The organism is Streptomyces bohaiensis (assembly GCF_012033785.1).
GTDB classification, from domain to species: domain Bacteria; phylum Actinomycetota; class Actinomycetes; order Streptomycetales; family Streptomycetaceae; genus Streptomyces; species Streptomyces bohaiensis.
Window position 1 is genome coordinate 1 of sequence record NZ_JAAVJC010000031.1, and the last position, 18,416, is coordinate 18,416.

Consider the following 18,416-nt stretch of genomic DNA (forward strand, 5'->3'; position numbering starts at 1 on the left):
GCGGCCGGTGCGCGCCACCTTCCTCGACCGCGCGGGCGAGGATCCGGTCCTCTGGGCGGCGCTGCTCGAACGGCCCCCGGGTCGGGGCGCGGCCGGCGACGGCGTACGGGGGCGGACGGCGGATCGGTCGGCGTGCGGGCCGCGGGGTCGGTCGGTGGCACGGCGGCTCACGCCCGCAGTTTGTAGCCGAAGCCGCGCACGGTCTCGATGCGCTCGTGTCCGACCTTGGCCCGCAGCCGCTGCACATGGACGTCGACGACCCGACTGTCGCCGCCCCAGCCGTACTCCCAGACCCGCTCCAGGAGCGTGGAGCGGCTGAGCACCGCGCCGGGTTCGGCGGCGAACTCCAGGATCAGTTTCAACTCGGTCGGTGTCAGCTCCAGCAGTCGGTCGCCGCGGCGCACTTCCAGCGACCGTGCGTCGACCGTGAGATCCCCGGCCCGCATCAGCCGGCACGGCGCCGCCGGTTCCGCGGGCGCGGCCGCCGTCCCCGGCCCGGACCGGCGCAGCGCGGCCCGCATCCGTGCCACCAGCACGGCGGTGTCGTACGGCTTGGTGAGGTAGTCGTCCGCTCCCGCCTCCAGTCCCTGGACGACGTCGATCGGGTCGGTGCGGGCGGAGATCATCAGCGCCGGCACCCCGCTGGTCTCCCGGATGCGCCGGACGAGGCTCACCCCGTCGAGTTCGGGCAGCATCACGTCCAGGACGGCGACGTCCGGCGGCCGCCGGCGGAACATCTCCAGCCCGGTCAGGCCGTCGGCGGCGGTGCGCACCCGGAACCCGTGGCGCTCCAGGGCCATGCCGGTCGCCTCCCGCAGCACCGCGTCGTCCTCGACCAGCAGCACCTCCGGTGGTGCGGGTTCCACGGGCGGCGGGGGCGCCTGGCTCACGAAATCTCCTCTGCCGGAGCGGCCGGGTGCGGCGGCCAGGGCCGACCGCGCGGGAACGGGGGCCGGAACCGGGCGCGGGGACGGGGCGGGAACGGGGGCCGGAACCGGGCGCGGGCAGGGGCACGGCGTCAGCGGAACGGCGCGTACAACTGCAAGTCCTCCAGCTCGGCCGTCTGCTCGGGCGGCAGTCCCTCGGCGTCGACGGTGACCCGGGTGTAGTACGCCACCCGCTCCCGCACGGCGGGGGTGTGAAGTTCGACCGTCGCCGGATGGCCGCCCTCGCAGTCCGGCAGGCACCAGGTGCCCGAGACCAGTCCGTCGGCGCGGGCGCGGGAGTCGCCCCACGACTCCCACCGCAGACCGGTGAGGGAGGTGAACTCGGTGACGGCGAAGCGTTCGGGCCGCTGGAGCGGCTCCCCCGCCGCGTCGCTCACATACAGCGGGCGCGAGTCGCGGTCGATCGCCGGAGCGGCGCCCTCGACGTGCGGGCCGGGGTCGGCGGCACAGCCGCCGACCGCCGCGAGCACCAGCGCCGCGAGCGCGGTGGGCAACCGCCCGGCCGTCGGAGCCGCCCACCGCCGCGCGACCCGCGGGTCCCTCCTCCTCACACTGCCGCCCCTCGCCGCGACCGAGGTGTCAGGGCAGCTGGAGCGGGCGCTCGCCGTCCAAGTCGTCCGCGCGGTACTCCTGCGCGCCGGGCGCGTCCAGGTCGAAGGCGGCGAAGTAGACGTCGCCGTCCACGTCGGTCGGCTCGGAGAGCGTGACCGTCGCCTCGAACGGCTGGTCCGCGCAGTCCGGCAGGCACCACATCCCGCTCAGCAGCCCGGTGCCGACCGCCCGGTCGCCGTTCCACTCGCTCCACTGCATCTCCTGGAGCGAGGAGTGCTCGCTCAGCACCAGGTTGGCGGGCTCGCGTTCCGCGGCTCCCTCGGCGTTCTCCTCGCCGTAGAAGTTGACGACGTACGGCCGGGTGGTGTCCTCCGGGGCGGTGCCGCCGGCGCTGCCGGGTGTCGGGTCCCCCGGCGCGGGGGTGTCCGCCTCGCCCCGCCCGCCGTCGCCGGTGGTCGCCTCGCCGGTGCCGCCCGAGGCGGGGTCGGTGTGCTCGGGGGCGGTCTCGGCCGGCGCCTCACCGGTGGGTTCACCGCCGCCGCAGCCGGATGTGGCCAGGGCCAGCACCATCGCTCCCAGGAGCGCAACGACGGGACGGCCGCGCCGTCCGCCGAGCAGGAGTCGCCGCGCTGCCGCGCCGCGTCGGCCCCGGCTCGCGCCGGGGCGGGTGATGCCGGGGTGTCCGTTGTCGGTCATGCCGTACCTCCGTGTGTCCACCGTGCGCTTGCCGTCAGGTCCGCGTGGGCGCCGCGAACGGCCCGTGGGCCGTGGTTCCCACGCTAGGCACCTACCCCGGCGATCGCCCGGCGGCGACGTAACAGCCGGCCATCATTGGCGCGGCAGCCGCTTCACCGGGCGGCGCCGGCGCGGCGGGCAGCACGACCGTGCGAGGGGTAGCCGCCCGGCCGTGGTGTGACGCGGGGGCGCGGGCCGTCTCGCTCGGGCGGTCCGGGCGGTCCGGGCGGTCCGGGCGGTCCGGGCGGTCCGGGCGGTCCGGGCCCGAGCGATACGGGCCCGACGGGCGATACGGGCAGGCAGAGCGGCGGGGCGTCCGGACGCGGGCACGGCGAACGGGCCGCTCGGCGACGGCCGACGGGCGATGTGCCGGCCGGGCGGGGCGGCGGAGCAACGGCGGGCACCGGGGCCCACTGCGCGCCCCGTGACATCGACCGGCCGGCGTCCGCGGGGGACGGTCCGGCCGGTTGCCTCGGGGCGCCTCGCGCGCCGGCGTCTCAGCCGACCGCCTCCTCGACCCGCTCGACGACGGCGTCGAAGTCGTCGGGAGCGGGCGTGTACTGCCACTTCAGCAGGAACGGACCGACGACGGCCACGGTGTGGGTCTGGCCGAGGGTCTCCGCCCAGTGCTCGGCGGAGTCGCCGGTGGCCAGCTGGTAGACCGACAGCGTGTCGGTGCTGATCATCTGCTCGCAGGCGTGGTCACCGATGTCCTCACTGCTGCAACTGTGAGTGGTGTCACGCGGGTTGGGCATCTCGGTGACCGCGGCGAGATCGTTGGCCAACGTCTCCGCCGTGACTCCCGGAGCGGTGGCGGCCGAGGCCTCCTCGCCCTCACTGCCGCAGGCGGTGAGCACGAGAACGGCCGAGACCGCCGCGGCCGCCGCGAACGGCGCCAGCAGCGGAGAGCGGGACAGGCGGCCGACGCGGGTCCTGTCGGCGACCGGCCCCTCCGTCGACATCCGTGACGGCGGGGCGGTCGGTACGGCCTTCCGGGCCGGTGCGGGGCGCTGACGACGGGGGGTCACCATGGTGTGTACCGTGCCGCGGCTGGACGGCTCGGGCGCCTCGGATGTGCGGGGTCCATCCATCACTACGATCAACTCATTTTGCTCATCGTGTATTTGGAACCCGTACAGCTTGGCATGTCCAGACCAGTTTTACAGCCGCACGACCGACCGAAAGTGATCGGCCGTAGCTCCTGCGTGGCCACCGCGGACGACCCTCACCCGACACCCACCCCCGGGACCAGCGGCGCAGCCGTCACAGCGGCACGCATCACCGGGGGCCCACTTCAGAACCAGACGCCACAACTCCCCCAGCCTGTCACCGATTAGACGCCCGGCGCAACACCCCGGAGCCACGCGGTCACCCCGTGCCTGGTGGGAGCCGTGCAGTCCGACGGCACGGGAGGAGGCGACCACGCCGGCGCGGGACCGCGTCGGCGACGGCGACTTTCCGACACCGCGTCATCAGCGACCGGAAGCACGGACCCCGGCCACCGCAGCGCCCGGCGTACGCCCGCTGCACCGACCCCGCACCCGCGTACACGAGCCGTACGCGAAACGGCCGTGACGCACGACAGCGCCCCACCCGTGGCAAGAACGGGTGGGGCGCTGCCGTATCCGGTCACCCAGCGGGTGACCACCGAGCCGCCTGTCGGATTCGAACCGACGACCTGCTGTTTACAAGACAGCTGCTCTGACCAGCTGAGCTAAGGCGGCGTGACCCGAGCAGTGTACCGAAGGCGGCGCGGACGGCCCCGCCCCCCGTTCGGGTAAGGAGGAAGGGCCCGCACCGCACGGCCGGAACCGTGCGGACCACCGCGGGGCCGGCTGCGGGGCACGCCCGTCACGGCCCGCCGCGCCCGGCCCCGTCCGCACCGCCTCACCGCACGCCGGTGGTCGTCCTCCCCCGCTCCCCGGCCCGGATCCGGTCGCGCAACTCCCGCAGGTGGGGCCCGGGCTCCGCGCCGTACCGCTGCGCCATCGCGGCACGCAGGCGGCCGTAGCAGCCGAGCGCCTCGGCGGGAGCGCCCGACAGCCAGAGCGCGCGCATCAGCTGACCCCACCGGTACTCCCGCAGCGACTGCGCCGCCAGGACGCGCAACTCGGGCACCACCGCGGCCGGTTCGGTGACCAGGCGCGCATCGATCAACAGCTCGCGCCCGGCGTCCCGTACCCCCTCCAGCTCGCGCCGCACCACCCCCACCATCCCCTCCCCCGGCAGGTCGGCCAGCGGGACGGCGCGCCACAGCGACAGCGCCGCCCGCAGGTGGCGGACCGCGACGACGGCGTCGCCCTCGTCGAGCGCCCGCCGTCCGGCGGCGACCCCCGCCCGGAAGAGCTCGGCGTCCGACCGTCCCGGTGGCAGGTCGAGCCGGTAGCCGGGCGGGCCGTAGACGATGACGGAGCCGTCGTCGTCGCCGAGCAGCCGCCGCAGCCGCATGACGTAGTTGCGGACCAGAGCGCGAGCGGTGGCGGGCGGATCGACCGGCCACAGCTCCTCGATGAGCACCGGGACGGGCACCGTCCGGCTCCGGTGGACCACCAGCAGCGCCAGCAGGTGGCGCTGCTTGGCGGCGGTGATCGGCTCCCACCTCTCGGCGGTCCGGACCTCGACGGGCCCGAGTAGTCGCACGTGCATGTTCCCCCTCGCGGACGGCGCCGGCCCCCCCGCCGGTCCTGGACGGGAGGAACCCCCGTCCGGCGGCGCGACGTCCCGGGGCGGGCCCGGGGCCGCCGTCCGGCGTCGGCGGTCGCACCGGCCTCATCGTGCGGTGCGGCCCGTCGCGTCCCGGTAGCGGCGCGGTAGCGCGCCCGGCCCGCACCGCCGCGCCACGCACCGGCGGTGGCCCCCGCCCGCACCGCACCGCGACGGCCGCGCGAAACCGCACGTCGCGACTGGTGACACGGGACACTCGTTCGGGTTAGGTTGCGGAGGTCCAGACCCCTGGGCGCTCGACCCCACTCGGATCGTCCGGCACGTTCCTGCCGGTGAGGGAGTACACAGCCATGGCTACGGTTACGTTCGACAAGGCCACCCGGGTCTACCCCGGCACCGAGAAGCCCGCCGTCGACCAGCTCGAGATCGACATCGCGGACGGCGAGTTCCTCGTCCTCGTCGGCCCCTCCGGCTGCGGCAAGTCGACCTCGCTCCGCATGCTCGCGGGGCTGGAGGACGTCAACGGCGGTGCCATCCGCATCGGTGACCGCGACGTCACCCACCTGCCGCCGAAGGACCGGGACATCGCCATGGTGTTCCAGAACTACGCGCTCTACCCGCACATGACCGTCGCGCAGAACATGGGCTTCGCGCTCAAGATCGCCGGCGTCAACAAGACGGACATCCGCACCAAGGTCGAGGAAGCCGCCAAGATCCTCGACCTCACCGAGTACCTGGACCGCAAGCCGAAGGCGCTCTCCGGCGGTCAGCGCCAGCGTGTGGCGATGGGCCGCGCCATCGTGCGTGAGCCCCAGGTCTTCCTCATGGACGAGCCGCTGTCGAACCTGGACGCCAAGCTCCGCGTCCAGACCCGTACCCAGATCGCGGGTCTGCAGCGCCGCCTGGGCGTCACCACCGTCTACGTCACCCACGACCAGGTCGAGGCCATGACGATGGGCGACCGGGTCGCGGTCCTCAAGGGCGGCCTGCTCCAGCAGGTCGACAGCCCCCGCAACATGTACGACAAGCCGGCCAACCTCTTCGTCGCGGGCTTCATCGGCTCCCCGGCGATGAACCTGGTCGAGGTGCCGATCACCGACGGCGGCGTGAAGTTCGGCAACAGCGTCGTGCCGGTCGAGCGCACCGCGCTGACCGAGGCCGCCAACCAGGGCGACACCCACGTCGTCGTCGGCTGCCGCCCGGAGCACTTCGACATCGTCGAGAACAGCGGCACCGAGCTGGCGAAGGACGACCCGTCCGGCGCCGCCGGCCTCGCCGTCACCGTCAACGTCGTCGAGGAGCTCGGCGCCGACGGCTACATCTACGGCACCGCCGAGGTCAACGGCGAGACCAAGGACCTGGTCGTCCGCGTCGGCGGCCGCCAGATCCCGGAGAAGGGCGCCACCCTGCACGTGGTGCCGCGCGCCGGCGAGACCCACGTCTTCGCCACCAGCACCGGCGAGCGTCTCTCCGACTGACGTTCGGCGGGCGGTTTCCGCCCGTCACGCTGTGCATCGGACCATCGCGGGCCGTACTCTCGCCGGGAGCGAGAGTACGGCCCGCGTTGTCGTCGGTACCTGTCGGCGTCGGCGTCGGGCCTCTCCCCGCGCGCCGACGCGTGGGGCCACTGGAGCGGTTCCGGTGAACGACAGCCCGCCGGGGCCGGTTCACCGACCCGAACCGGCGAACTTGTGTCCCGACATCGCCCTTGAGGGTGACAAGATGTCGCCACATCACTACACCTCGCTACGATCGCAGTCGTCCCCCAGGCCACTGCAACCGACCGCAACCACACACGCGAGGAAGACATCCAGTGAACCAGGCAGCCCGCCGCATCGGCCGCACCCTTGCCCTTGTCCTCCCGGTCGTCCTGGTGCTCTCCGGGACACTCGCCGTCGCCAAGGTCCCGTGGGCCGAGCCGCCCGTCGACAGCGCGGTGGTCAACGCCGGCTCCGAGCGCGCGCCGCAGCACACCGAACCGGCCGCCGAGCCGCTGCCCGCCGAGGACGAACTGCTGGTCTCGCTCATCGACGAGCTGCACGCCGCGGACCCCGGCACGGCGCTCACCAGCCTCCAGCGCGAGGTGGAGCTCGACCCCGCGCTCGCCGTGCACTGCATGGAGATCGCCCGCGCCCTCGGCCAGGCCGCCGTCGAGAAGTACGGCAGCGCCGCCCTGGCGCAGGAGCACGCCCGTCCCGTCTGCGACACCTCGTTCGCCGCCGGCGTCGCCGACACCGTCTGAGCACGCCACCGGGCGTGCCCGGTCCCGAACCTCCCTGATCGCCCGGTCCGCGCTGCGCGGACCGGGCGATCCCGTACGCTGCGGATCATGACCGACCTTCCGCACCCCACGCAGGCCGTGGTTCTGGCGGGTGGCCAGGGCTCACGCCTCCGCCCGTACACCGACGACCGCCCCAAGCCGATGGTGGAGATCCCCGGCACGGGCACGCCGATCATCGGCCACCAACTGGCCTGGCTCGCCGCCGAGGGTGTCACCGACGTGGTGATCTCCTGCGGTCACCTCGCCGAGGTGCTGCAGGAGTGGTTGCGGGAGACGGAACTCCCGCTGCGCGCCACCACCGTGGTGGAGACGGAGCCGCTGGGCCGCGGCGGCGGTCTGAAGTACGCCGCCGCGGCGCTGCCCCGCCCGGACGAGCCGTACTACGCCACCAACGGCGACATCTGGACCCGCTTCTCGCTGCGGGAGATGGCGGAGTTCCACGTCGAGCGCGAGGCGATGGCGACGCTGGCGCTGGCCCGCCCCCGCCTGCCGTGGGGCGCCGTCGCCACGGACGAGATGGGCAACGTCACCGACTTCATCGAGGCCCCGCCGGTCTCGTTCCAGATCAACGCGGGCGTGTACGTCTTCTCACCCGCGTTCACCGCGCTGCTCCCCGACCGCGGTGACCACGAGCGCACCACCTTCCCGCGGCTGGCGCGCCAACGGCTGCTCGCCGGCTTTCCGTTGCCGCAGCGCGCCTACTGGCGGGCGATCGACACCGCGAAGGACCTCAGCGAGGCGGCCCGCGAACTCACCGGCGGCTGACGCCGGCCCCGGCGTGCGGCGCCGCCGCGCGCCGGGCGACGCGCGGCGGGCACACGACACGCGCCGCGGGCTCACTGCGGGGGCCGCGCCCCGGGCAGCGGCTCCCGCCGATAGCTGACGGCGGCCTCCCCCGCCAGGGTCGTCTCGCCGACGGGGACGAACCCCGCGCGCTCCAGCACCCGGCGCGAACCGGTGTTGCGCACGGCCGCGGCGGCGCGGAGCCCGGTCAGTCCGTACTCCTCCCGCGCCGACGCGCAGCCGCGCAGCACCCCGTGGGTGGCGACCCCGCGCCCGGCCGCGCGTTCCGCGACCCGGAACCCCACCTCGGCCCGTCCCCCGGCCACGTCGACGAGGTTGACGCGCGCCACCACCGCTCCGGCGCCGTCGAGCAGCACATGGAAGTGGTCGCTCCCCGCGGCCTGGTAGCGGAGCAGTCGGGCGTGCCGCTCGGCGAACTCCGCGAAGTAGGAGTCGCCCCGGTCGGGCACCCAGCGCGCGAACCAGGCGCGGTTCTCCTGCTCGAAGGCGAGCACCGCGTCGGCGTGGTCCGCCCGCAGCCGCTCCCACCGCAGCTCCCCGGTCGGCGAGAGCCCTTCACCGGGCCCGTCCGTGTCCGTCGTCACACCCGTGCACCTCCCACCCGCCTCGCGCGCCGCGCAAGTGTACGCACATCGCCGAACCGTTCCCCGCCAGCGGCCGACCGGCCCGCGGGGCGCCGTCGCGGGCGCAACGCGTCTGTTCGGGGCGCCACTTCGGAGCCGCTAGGGTGTGGGCGGAAAGTGGACACCGGGCGGGGGCGCGGTGGTGAGTCTCTTTGGGGGAGACACGAACATGAACGCGCCGACGCTCCTCGCGGACCGGTACGAGCTGGTCAGACAGCTCGGCCGGGGCGGCATGGCACAGGTCCATCTCGCGCACGACCGGCGGCTCGGCCGGACGGTCGCGGTGAAGACGCTGCTGTCGGACCACGCCCAGGACACCGTCTTCCAACAGCGGTTCCAGCGCGAGGCGCAGGCCGTCGCCTCGCTCAACCACCCCGCGATCGCCGCCGTCTACGACACCGGTGAGGGGGAGGTCAACGGTGTCGTCGTCCCCTACATCGTCATGGAGTACGTCGAGGGCGCGACGCTGGCGGACCTCCTGGAGCGCGGGCCGATGATGCCGGAGGAGGCGCTGCGCATCTGCGCCGGCGTCCTGCGCGCCCTGGCCTACTCCCACGAGCACGGCATCGTCCACCGCGACATCAAGCCCGCCAACGTGATGCTCACCACCGAGGGCCAGGTCAAGGTCATGGACTTCGGCATCGCGCGGGCCATGGGCGCCGGCGGGATGACGATGACCGCCACCTCGACCGTGATCGGCACCGCGCACTACCTCTCGCCCGAGCAGGCGCGCGGCGAGAAGGTGGACGCGCGTTCCGATCTCTACTCCTCGGGGTGCCTGCTCTACGAACTCCTCACCGGACGGCCTCCGTTCGACGGCGAGTCCGCCGTCGCGGTGGCGTACCAGCATGTGACCGCCGAGCCCGACCTGCCCAGCCACCGGGCCGCGGGGATCGCGTCCGAGATCGACGACGTCGTCATGGTCTCGCTCGCCAAGGGGCGCGAGGAGCGCTACCAGACCGCCGACGAGATGCGCCTCGACATCGAGGCGGTGCTCGGTTACGCGCCGGTCCCCGGGACCACGACGCAGCGGGCGACCGCCGTCGGCCATCCGGTGCCCGCGCCCACCCAGGGCGGCGGCCGCGCGGAACAGCGTGCGGCGCGTTCCGCCGGGGACGACCGGCGCAAGCGCGCCGTGCTGGTGGCGGGCGCCGTGGCGGCGGTGGTCGTCTGCATCGTCGCCTTCACCTCCTTCCTCGGCGGGTCGGACGACGACACCTTCGCGTTGCGGGACTACTCCGGCTCCTCGCTGAGCGAGGCCGCCGACCAGGTCCGCGAGGACGGGCTGTCACCGGAGACGGGCGCCACGCGCTCCTGCGGCAAGCCCGAGAAGGTGATCTGCGCGACCTCTCCCGAGGCGGGCTCACAGGTCACCGAGGGGGCGACGATCACCCTCCACCCCTCCGACGGCACCGGTGAGGCCGAGGGGACGGTGCAGGTCCCCGACGTGACCGGCGAGCAGGAGGACGCTGCCATGGCCACGCTGCGCGAGACCGGCCTGGAGCCGGTCCGCGACACGCGTGAGTCGACCGAGGCGGCCCCCGGCACCGTGCTGGCACAGAGCCCGGAGGGCGGCGAGGAGGCCGAGGCCGGCTCCGAGGTCACCGTGACGGTGGCCGTCGCCCCGGAGAACGGCGGCGGGGGCGACGGGGGCGGAGGCGGTGACCAGGGCGCGGACGCCGGCGCTCCCGTGGCCGAGACCGTCAGCGTGCCGGACCTCAACGGCCGTTCCGCCGCCGACGCCCGGGCGGAGCTCGCCGCCCGCGGGCTCGCGGTGGCCGAGGTGAACTCCGAGGACGGCGCGCCGCCCGGCGTCGTCATCGGCCAGGAGCCCGCCCCCGGCGCCGCGGTCGCCCCCGGGAGCCCGGTGACGATCACCATCTCCACGGGCCCGGCGCAGACGACCAGCGCGCCGGTACCCGACGTGGCGGGGTCCCGCTCCATGGAGGCGATGGGCGCGATCATGGAGGCCGGCTTCCTCGCGGAACTGGACCACTCCTGCCTGCGCCCCCGGTCCTCCGCGAGCCACAGCAACCCGGCGGGCGGCGTCCCGGCGGAGGCCGGGAGCACGGTCACGGTCTTCTGCGAGTCCTCCCATCACGGCGGCCCGGGCGGCCCCGGCGGCCCCGGCCGTGGCTTCGGCGCCGCGGCGGCGGTCGCGGGTGAAGGAACGATTCACCGGTTGCCCACCGCAGTGCACCCCTCCCCTCGGGGGAGGGCCCTGAGACGTTCCGGGGTGCGGGTAAGCCCTGGGACCGATGCGGTCGGGGGCCCGTTCTCCCTACGGTGAGGGAAGAGGTCGTCACCCCCGCGAGAGTGGGTACGCGTCAGCGGAAGCGATGGCGACCCGCGACACGAGAGGTGAGGCAAAGTGAGGACCACAACGCTGTCCCGACCGGCCGAAGGACGGTGGATCGGCGGCGTCTGCGCCGGCATCGCCCGCCGGTTCGGCATGAAGCCGGGGCTGGTCCGCATCCTGGCGGTGCTCTCCTGCCTGCTGCCCGGCCCGCAGTTCGTGGCCTATCTGGCGCTGTGGCTGCTGCTGCCGAGCGACCGCCCCGCGAAGAGCGACGCCTGGGCGCACTGAGCCGTCGCGCGGCCGGCGGTGGGGCGACCGCGGCGCGGGCGGCAACGGCCGAGGGCCGCACCCCGTGAACGGGGTGCGGCCCTGCCGCGTGCGCGCCGGGGGGTAGCGCGACGATCTGGGTGGCCTCGCGGGAGTCCGGTTCCCCGGCTCAGATGACGACGCTGTCCAGCGGGAGGCCGCCGAGCAGGGAGGTCGGGTCCTGGGTGACCTTGGTGGGGTTGGAGGCGGCCTCGCTGACCACCTGGCCCGCGGAGTTGAGCAGGTCCTCCTGGCTCGACGGCAGCACCTGCGAGAGGGGGGCGTCCGCGGCGAGGGTGGTGACCTGGTCGACGGGGAGCGCGTCGGTGACCGACAGGGAGCCCAGCACGTCGCCGGCAACCTGGCCGACCTGGTCGGTGGCGGCGGAGGCGGTGCCCGCGGCGGCGACGGCGAACGCGGCGCCGACAGCGGCGGCACCGAGGGTCTTCACAGTTCCGTGCTTCATTTCTGGCTACGTCCTCGTGTGGGGAGATGGGTGAGCAGCGGGTCGCAACCTAACCAGCTCCGGGTACGACCCGCCAAACACCGAAACACCTCCGGCCGGAGCCGCGCCACCCCGCCGAGAAGCCCCACGAAAAACCGTGCGGAATTCGCACACAGAAACTACGGCGCAGCTCAGGCGCGGTGCCGAAGCCCGCTGGCGAACAACCACTCGGACCTCAGAGCCGCATACCCGGGCTTGATCACATCATTGATCATCGCCAAACGTTCATCGAAAGGAATGAATGCGGATTTCATCGCATTGACTGTAAACCACTGCAGGTCGTCGAGTGAATAGGCGAACACCTGCACCAGTTCCTCGAACTCGCGACTCATACTGGTCCCGCTCATCAGCCGGTTGTCGGTGTTCACGGTGACCCTGAACCGCAGCCGCCGCAGCAGGCCGACCGGGTGCTCGGCGTAGGAGGGCGCCGCGCCGGTCTGGAGGTTGGAGGTGGGGCACATCTCCAGTGGGATGCGCTTGTCCCGCACGTAGGCGGCGAGCGGGCCCAACGTCACCGTGCCGTCCTCGGCGACCGTGATGTCGTCGATGATGCGCACGCCGTGACCGAGACGGTCCGCCCCGCACCACTGGAGCGCCTGCCAGATGGAGGGCAGCCCGAAGGCCTCGCCGGCGTGGATGGTGAAGTGGTTGTTCTCCCGCTTCAGGTACTCGAAGGCGTCCAGGTGGCGGGTGGGAGGGAACCCGGCCTCGGCGCCGGCGATGTCGAAGCCGACCACACCCGACCCGCGGTACCGGTTGGCCAGTTCGGCGATCTCCAGCGAGCGGGCGGCGTGACGCATCGCGGTGAGCAGCGCGCCCACCCGGATGCGGTGGCCGGCCGCGGCGGCCCGCCGTTCGCCCTCCCGGAAGCCGTCGTCGACCGCCTCGACGACCTGCTCCAGGGTCAGCCCCGCCTCCAGGTGCTGCTCGGGGGCGTAGCGCACCTCGGCGTAGACCACGCCGTCGGCGGCGAGGTCCTCCACGCACTCGGCGGCGACCCGCACCAGCGCGTCGCGGGTCTGCATCACGGCGCAGGTGTGCGCGAACGTCTCCAGGTAGCGCTCCAGCGACCCGGAGTCCGCCGCGTCGCGGAACCAGGTGCCCAACGCGGCCGCGTCCTCGGCGGGGAGGCGGTCGTACCCCTGCTCACGGGCGAGTTCGAGGACGGTGGCCGGGCGGAGACCACCGTCGAGGTGGTCGTGCAGCAGCACCTTGGGCGCGCGCATGATCTGGTCCGCGGTGGGAGCCGCGGCGGCGGGGACGGTGTGGCTCTCAGTCATCCGGTCAGATTACTCCTACGCGCGTAGACACAGGGGGACAACCGGCCCGGAGGACCGCTGCCGGCGCGTGTCAGCACCTCCGGCGCACCGGCGTTCGGGCGGCGCTGACGCTGTCCGCCCGGACGGCGTCAGCCGGCGGCGGGCGCCTCCGGTCCGGGCGGCGCCTCGGACGAGCCGGCGAGCACCCGGTCCCGGCGGCTGAGCAGGAACGCCTTGAACGCCGCGACCGGCTGGGTGTCGGGGTGGCCCGCCATCCACGCGACGCCGATCTCGCGCACCGCGGCGGGCGCGGTGACGCTCAGCTCCTGGACGCCCGGCCGGGGCACGGTGGGCGGCGGCAGCAGCGCCACGCCGAGTCCTGCGGCGACGAGACCGCGCAGCGTCTCGGCCTCCTCCCCCTCGAAGGCGACCCGAGGGGTGAAGCCGGCCTGCGCGCAGAGCTTCTCGGTGAGCTTGCGCAGGCCGTAGCCGGGTTCCAGCGTCACGAACGCCTCCTCGGCCGCCTCGGCGAGCCGCACCCGGCGACGGCCGGCCAGCCGGTGGTCGGCGGGCACGACGAGCCGCAGCCGCTGGAGGGCCAGGCGCCGGGTCACCAGGTCCGGGGCGTCGGGGATCGGCGAGGTGAGGCAGAGGTCCAGCTCTCCCCGGCGCATCCGCTCCATCATGTCCTCGCCGTAGCTCTGGACCAGGGAGAAGCGGACGCCCGGGTGGTCGGAGCGGAACTCGCGGATCAGCGCGGGGACGGTCTCCGGGCCCATGGTGTGGAGGAAGCCGAAGGCGACCTTGCCGGTCGCCGGGTCGGCGTCGGTGCGCACCACCTCGGCGGCCCGTTCGACCTCTCCCAGCGCCTGTTCCACCGCGCGGGCGAAGGCGCGGCCTGCGGGGGTGAGGGAGACGGCGCGGCCGTGACGGGCCAGCAGCGAGATGTCCAGGTCCTCCTCCAGCCGCGCCATGGCGCGGCTGAGCGTGGACTGCGGGACGCCGAGTTCCTGGGCGGCGCGGGTGATGTGCTCGTGGCGGGCGACGGCCGCGAACTGGGCGAGTCGGGGGGTCAGCAGCGAGGCCCACGACTCCTGCCCGAGGCCCGCACTGTCCGAGGAGCCCGATGAGCCCGGTGTCACACGATTGTCTTCCTTGTTGCCGACAGGTGACATGGACCGTCCTCACCTCGAGTTATGCACAGCTGCATCAAAGTCTAGCGTTTTGTGCATTGGACGGATGAAACCCGCCGTTCTACTTTCGTTATATGCCCTCCACAGCCACCAGGGCTCCTGCGACAGCGGGGGCCCTCACCCCGCCGTCCCCGCGTCCGTCCGCCAGCACCGCACCCGACTCCCGGACCACCACCTCCGCGCCGCGACCCGAGACCCGGGCCGCCGGCGGGACCGGAGACACCACCCGCACCGACGACGCCGCCGGCCGTCCGCCGATCCGCCGCATCAACGCGGCGCTGTTCGGCATCGGCCTCGCGACCTTCGCGATGCTGTTCGCGACGCAGCCGCTCCTCCCCGAGCTGGCGGCCGCGTTCGGCTCCCGCCCCGACCACGTCAGCTGGACCGTCTCCGGCGCCACGGTGGGCCTGGCGGTGGCGGTGCTGCCGCTGAGCCTGCTCTCGGAGCGGGTGGGCCGGCGCCGCATGATGACGATCGGCGTGCTGGTCGCCCTGGTGCTGGCCTGCCTCGTCCCGTTCGCACCGAGCCTCACCGCGCTGACCGCACTGCGTGTGCTGCAGGGCGCCGCGCTGGCCGCGGTCCCGGCCTCCGCCGTCGCCTACCTCTCCGAGGAACTCGACAAGCGGGCCATGGTGGGCGCCGTGGGTCTGTTCATCGCGGGCAACAGCGTCGGCGGCATGTCGGGGCGCATCCTCGCGGGGTGGACCTCGGAGGCGCTGGGCTGGCGTGCGGCGCTGCTGGCGGTCGCCGGGCTCGCCGCGATCGGCGCCGCCCTCTACGTGGTGCTGCTGCCGGCGGCCCGCAACTTCACGCCGACCCCGCTGCGGGCCCGCGAGGCGCTGGGCACCGTCGCGCACCACCTCCGCAACACGCTGCTGCTGCGGCTGTACGCGATCGGGATGCTGCTGATGGCCGCCTTCAGCGCCGTCTACACCGCGGTGGCGTTCCGCCTCACCGAGGACCCGTTCGGGCTGTCGGCCGGTGTCGCCGGAACCGTCTTCGTCATCTACCTGGTGGGGACCTGCTCCTCGTCGATGACCGGCGTCACCGTCACCCGGCTCGGCCGGCGCGGCGCACTCTACGTCGGCATCGGCGCCATCACCGCCGGTCTGGTGCTGAGCCTGACGCAGAACCTGACACTGCTGCTGCTGGCACTGGTGCTCATCACCGGCGGCTTCTTCCTCGGCCACGCCGTCGCCTCCGCCGCGGTGGGCCGCGCCGCCGACCGGGCCCGCGCCCAGGCCTCGGCGCTCTACACCGTCACCTACTACGGCGGGGCCAGCGCCGGTGGCGTGCTCGGGGCACTGACCTACCACACGGCGCACTGGGAGGGCACCGTCGCCTTCGCCCTCGTCGCCCTGCTGACCGCCGCGGGCGTCACCCTCTACGCCACCCTCCGCAGCCACTCGGCGCAGCGGCTCGCCGCCGCTTCGCACTGACCGCCGGCGGCCCGCGCGGCCGCCGCCACCAGCCCTCCGGGCCGCCGTCGGGACCCTCGTCCAGGTACCGATCCGGCGGCCCGGAGCTGTTCTTGCACCTCCGGGCGTGTGTGAGACCCCGCGTCGGATCGGCTCGCGGCGTCGGATGCGGTCAGCTGCACGGCGGAGGGGCGCCCCCGTACCGGGTGGTGTTCGGGCGTCTCTCGACAACGCGGCAGATGGCCGCAGCCGACGCCGCGGGCCCGGCGTGGGGTCTCAAACACGCTCTCAGCCCCGTCCCGCCTCGCGGTAGTCGAGCTGGGCGACGATGCGGCGCACGTCGGCCAGGAGCGGCCCCAGCACCTCCGCGCCCGCGGCGTCCGGCGGCGCCTCGGTCAGCAGGTGGCGCAGCCGGTGGTGTCCCGACTCGGCTCGCTCCACCGCGCTCTCCAGCTGGTGGTTGACCTCGCGGTCCGCGGTGGTGACCAGCGGGCCGTAGAGCTCCACCGCGTCCGCGACGTCGCGCAGCAGCCGCTGGTAGCTGTCGGCGAGGTGGGGGGTGAGCGCCCGCTCCTCGCTGGCGTAGCGTCCGGTCTCCACCAGGGTGCGGGCGATCTCGCGGGTGTGGTCGGTGACGTGGCCCAGCACGCTGACCACGTCGTGCGCGCCGTAGTCGGCGGGCAGCGCGGCGCCGCTGCGGCGGCGGCGCATGTTCATGCGCAGGCTCTCGCGGTCCCACTCCAGCGCCGAGCGGACCCCCTGGACCAGCCGGGGCAGCCGTCCGGAGGCGTCGACCCAGTCGTCGGCGCGCTGGTCCATCTCGTCGTCGGCGACCCCGTCGGCCATCGCCCGCAGCAGTCGCGCCGTCTCCTCCGTCGCGCCGCGGATCGCCCGGCGGACGTCCCGCAGGTAGCGCGGCGGCAGGACGAACGCGTTGACCGCCATCCCGACGGCTGCACCGATCAGCGCCGCCAGGACCCGCTGGGCGCTGACCTCCAGGGTGAGCGGACCGCCGATCAGCGCGAAGATCGCGGAGGTGGCGAGGTAGATGCCCTGGTTGCCGAAGCGCGGCAGGTTCCCCAGCAGCAGCGCGCCCGGCAGCACCAGCAGCAGGGCGGCCAGTTGGTTGCCGAGAAGCAGCGCGGTGCCCGTCGCGGCGGCCGTGCCCAGCGCGATGGCCGCCGCCTGCCGGGCGCCCTGCGAGACCGACTGGTAGACGGTGGCCTGCACCAGGACGACGGCGACCCACGGCGCCATCAGCGTCATCTCGTCGTCCAGCAGGGCGTGGGCCAGCGCGTAGGCGAGGAAGGCCGCCAGTGCCGCCTTCAGGGACTGCACCACCAGGTCCCGCTGCCGCCCCGGGCCCTGCACGGCGCTCCGAGCGGCGGACAGCAGTTGGCGGAGGTCCCGGCGGAGCGCGGCGGGTGCCGCGGCGAGGGTACGGAGGGGCTCGACGGTCATGACGGCTCCGGTGGCGACTCGGGTGGGTGGCACGCCGCGGGACGACCGACGCCGACCGGGTGCCGGGTGCCGTCCCGGACGGGACGGCCCGGACGACGGTTCGCTCTCGCCTGCCCGGGGGGCCCGGCACGCACGCACACGGCACGTTAGCGGGGGTTTCCCCCCGCGGCGGCCGGGCCGCGCCGCCACCGACCGGCCGGGGCGACTTCCGCGGCGGGAATGTCCGCTGCGGCACCAGGGAATTCGGTCCGCGCCGGTGGCGTTCCGGCAAGCTGATGACTCGGTCGGGCCGGTTCCCTGTCCGGTACCGCCGCCCGCGCCACCTCCGGCGCGACCTCCGCGTGCACCGGTCAACACCGCTGCCGCCTGCACGTCTTTCGAGTGGATCACCGTCAAGCCCTTCCGATGACCGTTCCGCGAAGCGCCCCCCGGATATCTCACGCTGGGCAATGCACCACCCTCGGAGAGGAAAATGCTTTCGATGCGGGTGACGGGTTTACATTTCCCGGGTCATTTCTCCCGCACTGCTAGTTTCCTTGTTCGTGTACCACCTGACTCCGACCCACCTCGCGGCCCCGGGCACCCCGCGCCCGAGGGCCGGTTCCCCGTCCGCGACCACGCCCGGCGCCGCTGCCGCCCGCCTGTCCGCGGGAGGCGGGAGCCGATGACCACCGACGTCGTCCTGACCGGCGACCACGTCCGCCTGCGGGAGCTGCGCGCCTCCGACGCGGCGGCCCACCGACGCATCTACACCCATCCGGTGCTCACCCGGTACCTCGGTGTCGAGCGCATGACCCCCGAGGCAGCCGACGCCGCCTTCGAGGCGACGCTGCGCCGGCGTGACGAACACCCGCGGCGGCGCCATGTGTTCGCCGTGACGGGGCGGGACGACGACACCATGGCGGGGTGCGTCGGTCTGCTCGTGGAGGACTTCGGCCGCAACGCCATGCTCACCGGGCTGGTCGTCCTCCCCGACGGCGCGGCACGCGGCCACGGCACCGAGGCGGGCCGGCTGGCGATGGCCTACGGCTTCGGGCCGCTGGGGATGCACCGCATCTGGGCCGGGCACCGCCACGACCACCGGCGCATGCGCGAGGTGATGCTCGCCGGCGACATGCACCCGGAGGCGAGGCTGCGGGAGCTGTTCCACACCCAGGGCACCTGGCACGACGTGGTCACCTACGCGGCGCTCGCGCCGCGCTGGCGGCTGACCGCCAGGCCGCACGAGCGGGAGATCCTGGACCTCGCGGACGGCGCCGACACGGTCCGCTCCGACATGGGGCCGCTCAGCTCCCCCGTGCCGCTCGCCGAAGCCGCCCTGGCCGGCGGCTGACACCCCCGCCCCGCGCGGCGGTCCGGAACCTTCGTC

The 18,416-nt window shown here is 74.1% G+C and carries 17 protein-coding genes and 1 tRNA gene; 7 read left to right on the top strand and 11 right to left on the bottom strand.

The window, feature by feature from the left end:
- Positions 1-167: 167 nt before the first annotated feature.
- The 6 genes from cseB to HCN52_RS06485 all read right to left on the bottom strand — a co-directional run bounded on the left by cseB (position 168) and on the right by HCN52_RS06485 (position 4,880).
- Positions 168-890: a two-component system response regulator CseB gene (gene cseB / locus HCN52_RS06460; RefSeq protein WP_312876575.1), complete on the bottom strand. Its 723-nt coding sequence runs from the start codon at positions 888-890 to the stop codon at positions 168-170.
- Between the two features lie 128 nt (positions 891-1,018).
- Positions 1,019-1,441, bottom strand: a complete 423-nt coding sequence (locus HCN52_RS06465; RefSeq protein ID WP_168087389.1) for a hypothetical protein — start codon at positions 1,439-1,441, stop codon at positions 1,019-1,021.
- A gap of 85 nt (positions 1,442-1,526) precedes the next feature.
- A complete protein-coding gene (locus HCN52_RS06470) occupies positions 1,527-2,195 on the bottom strand; it encodes a hypothetical protein (protein WP_168087390.1) in 669 nt (222 codons plus the stop codon).
- Between the two features lie 536 nt (positions 2,196-2,731).
- On the bottom strand, positions 2,732-3,265 hold the full coding sequence (locus tag HCN52_RS06475) for a hypothetical protein (protein WP_168087391.1): 534 nt from the start codon (positions 3,263-3,265) through the stop codon (positions 2,732-2,734).
- A 619-nt stretch (positions 3,266-3,884) separates the two neighbouring features.
- Positions 3,885-3,958 (bottom strand) — tRNA-Thr (locus tag HCN52_RS06480).
- Positions 3,959-4,121: 163 nt separating this feature from the next.
- Positions 4,122-4,880, bottom strand: coding sequence for an AfsR/SARP family transcriptional regulator (locus tag HCN52_RS06485; protein WP_168087392.1), 759 nt, complete (start codon positions 4,878-4,880; stop codon positions 4,122-4,124).
- A gap of 368 nt (positions 4,881-5,248) precedes the next feature.
- Between HCN52_RS06485 and HCN52_RS06490 the strand changes: the two genes are divergently transcribed.
- The 3 genes from HCN52_RS06490 to HCN52_RS06500 all read left to right on the top strand — a co-directional run bounded on the left by HCN52_RS06490 (position 5,249) and on the right by HCN52_RS06500 (position 7,944).
- A complete protein-coding gene (locus HCN52_RS06490) occupies positions 5,249-6,376 on the top strand; it encodes an ABC transporter ATP-binding protein (RefSeq protein WP_168087393.1) in 1,128 nt (375 codons plus the stop codon).
- A 335-nt stretch (positions 6,377-6,711) separates the two neighbouring features.
- The gene (locus HCN52_RS06495) at positions 6,712-7,140 is read left to right on the top strand and encodes a hypothetical protein (RefSeq protein WP_168087394.1); all 429 of its coding nucleotides are present in this window, start codon (positions 6,712-6,714) and stop codon (positions 7,138-7,140) included.
- Between the two features lie 87 nt (positions 7,141-7,227).
- Positions 7,228-7,944 (top strand): nucleotidyltransferase family protein, encoded by a 717-nt coding sequence (locus HCN52_RS06500; protein ID WP_168087395.1) that lies wholly within the window; start codon positions 7,228-7,230, stop codon positions 7,942-7,944.
- Positions 7,945-8,015: 71 nt separating this feature from the next.
- Here HCN52_RS06500 and HCN52_RS06505 read toward each other — a convergent pair whose 3' ends face one another.
- Positions 8,016-8,567 carry a GNAT family N-acetyltransferase gene (locus HCN52_RS06505; RefSeq protein WP_312876576.1) on the bottom strand — a complete coding sequence of 184 codons (552 nt, stop codon included), beginning with the start codon at positions 8,565-8,567 and terminating at the stop codon, positions 8,016-8,018.
- Positions 8,568-8,775: 208 nt separating this feature from the next.
- Here HCN52_RS06505 and pknB point away from each other — a divergent pair, with 208 nt between their 5' ends.
- Together pknB and HCN52_RS06515 are read left to right on the top strand one after the other, a co-directional pair.
- Positions 8,776-10,896, top strand: coding sequence for a Stk1 family PASTA domain-containing Ser/Thr kinase (gene pknB, locus HCN52_RS06510; protein WP_168087396.1), 2,121 nt, complete (start codon positions 8,776-8,778; stop codon positions 10,894-10,896).
- A gap of 81 nt (positions 10,897-10,977) precedes the next feature.
- Positions 10,978-11,193, top strand: coding sequence for a PspC domain-containing protein (locus HCN52_RS06515; protein WP_168087397.1), 216 nt, complete (start codon positions 10,978-10,980; stop codon positions 11,191-11,193).
- A 148-nt stretch (positions 11,194-11,341) separates the two neighbouring features.
- Here the strand turns inward: HCN52_RS06515 and HCN52_RS06520 are convergent, their stop codons facing one another.
- The 3 genes from HCN52_RS06520 to HCN52_RS06530 all read right to left on the bottom strand — a co-directional run bounded on the left by HCN52_RS06520 (position 11,342) and on the right by HCN52_RS06530 (position 14,150).
- On the bottom strand, positions 11,342-11,677 hold the full coding sequence (locus HCN52_RS06520; RefSeq protein WP_168087388.1) for an ATP-binding protein: 336 nt from the start codon (positions 11,675-11,677) through the stop codon (positions 11,342-11,344).
- 170 nt (positions 11,678-11,847) lie between these two features.
- Positions 11,848-12,996: an adenosine deaminase gene (locus tag HCN52_RS06525; RefSeq protein ID WP_168087398.1), complete on the bottom strand. Its 1,149-nt coding sequence runs from the start codon at positions 12,994-12,996 to the stop codon at positions 11,848-11,850.
- 128 nt (positions 12,997-13,124) lie between these two features.
- Positions 13,125-14,150: a LysR family transcriptional regulator gene (locus HCN52_RS06530; RefSeq protein ID WP_168087399.1), complete on the bottom strand. Its 1,026-nt coding sequence runs from the start codon at positions 14,148-14,150 to the stop codon at positions 13,125-13,127.
- Between the two features lie 92 nt (positions 14,151-14,242).
- On the opposite strand from HCN52_RS06530, the gene HCN52_RS06535 reads away from it, so the two are divergent.
- Positions 14,243-15,607 (top strand): MFS transporter, encoded by a 1,365-nt coding sequence (locus tag HCN52_RS06535; protein ID WP_168087400.1) that lies wholly within the window; start codon positions 14,243-14,245, stop codon positions 15,605-15,607.
- Between the two features lie 267 nt (positions 15,608-15,874).
- Here HCN52_RS06535 and HCN52_RS06540 read toward each other — a convergent pair whose 3' ends face one another.
- A complete protein-coding gene (locus HCN52_RS06540) occupies positions 15,875-17,047 on the bottom strand; it encodes an aromatic acid exporter family protein (RefSeq protein ID WP_168087401.1) in 1,173 nt (390 codons plus the stop codon).
- Positions 17,048-17,711: 664 nt separating this feature from the next.
- Here HCN52_RS06540 and HCN52_RS06545 point away from each other — a divergent pair.
- Positions 17,712-18,380 (top strand): GNAT family N-acetyltransferase, encoded by a 669-nt coding sequence (locus HCN52_RS06545; RefSeq protein ID WP_168087402.1) that lies wholly within the window; start codon positions 17,712-17,714, stop codon positions 18,378-18,380.
- Positions 18,381-18,416: the final 36 nt, after the last annotated feature.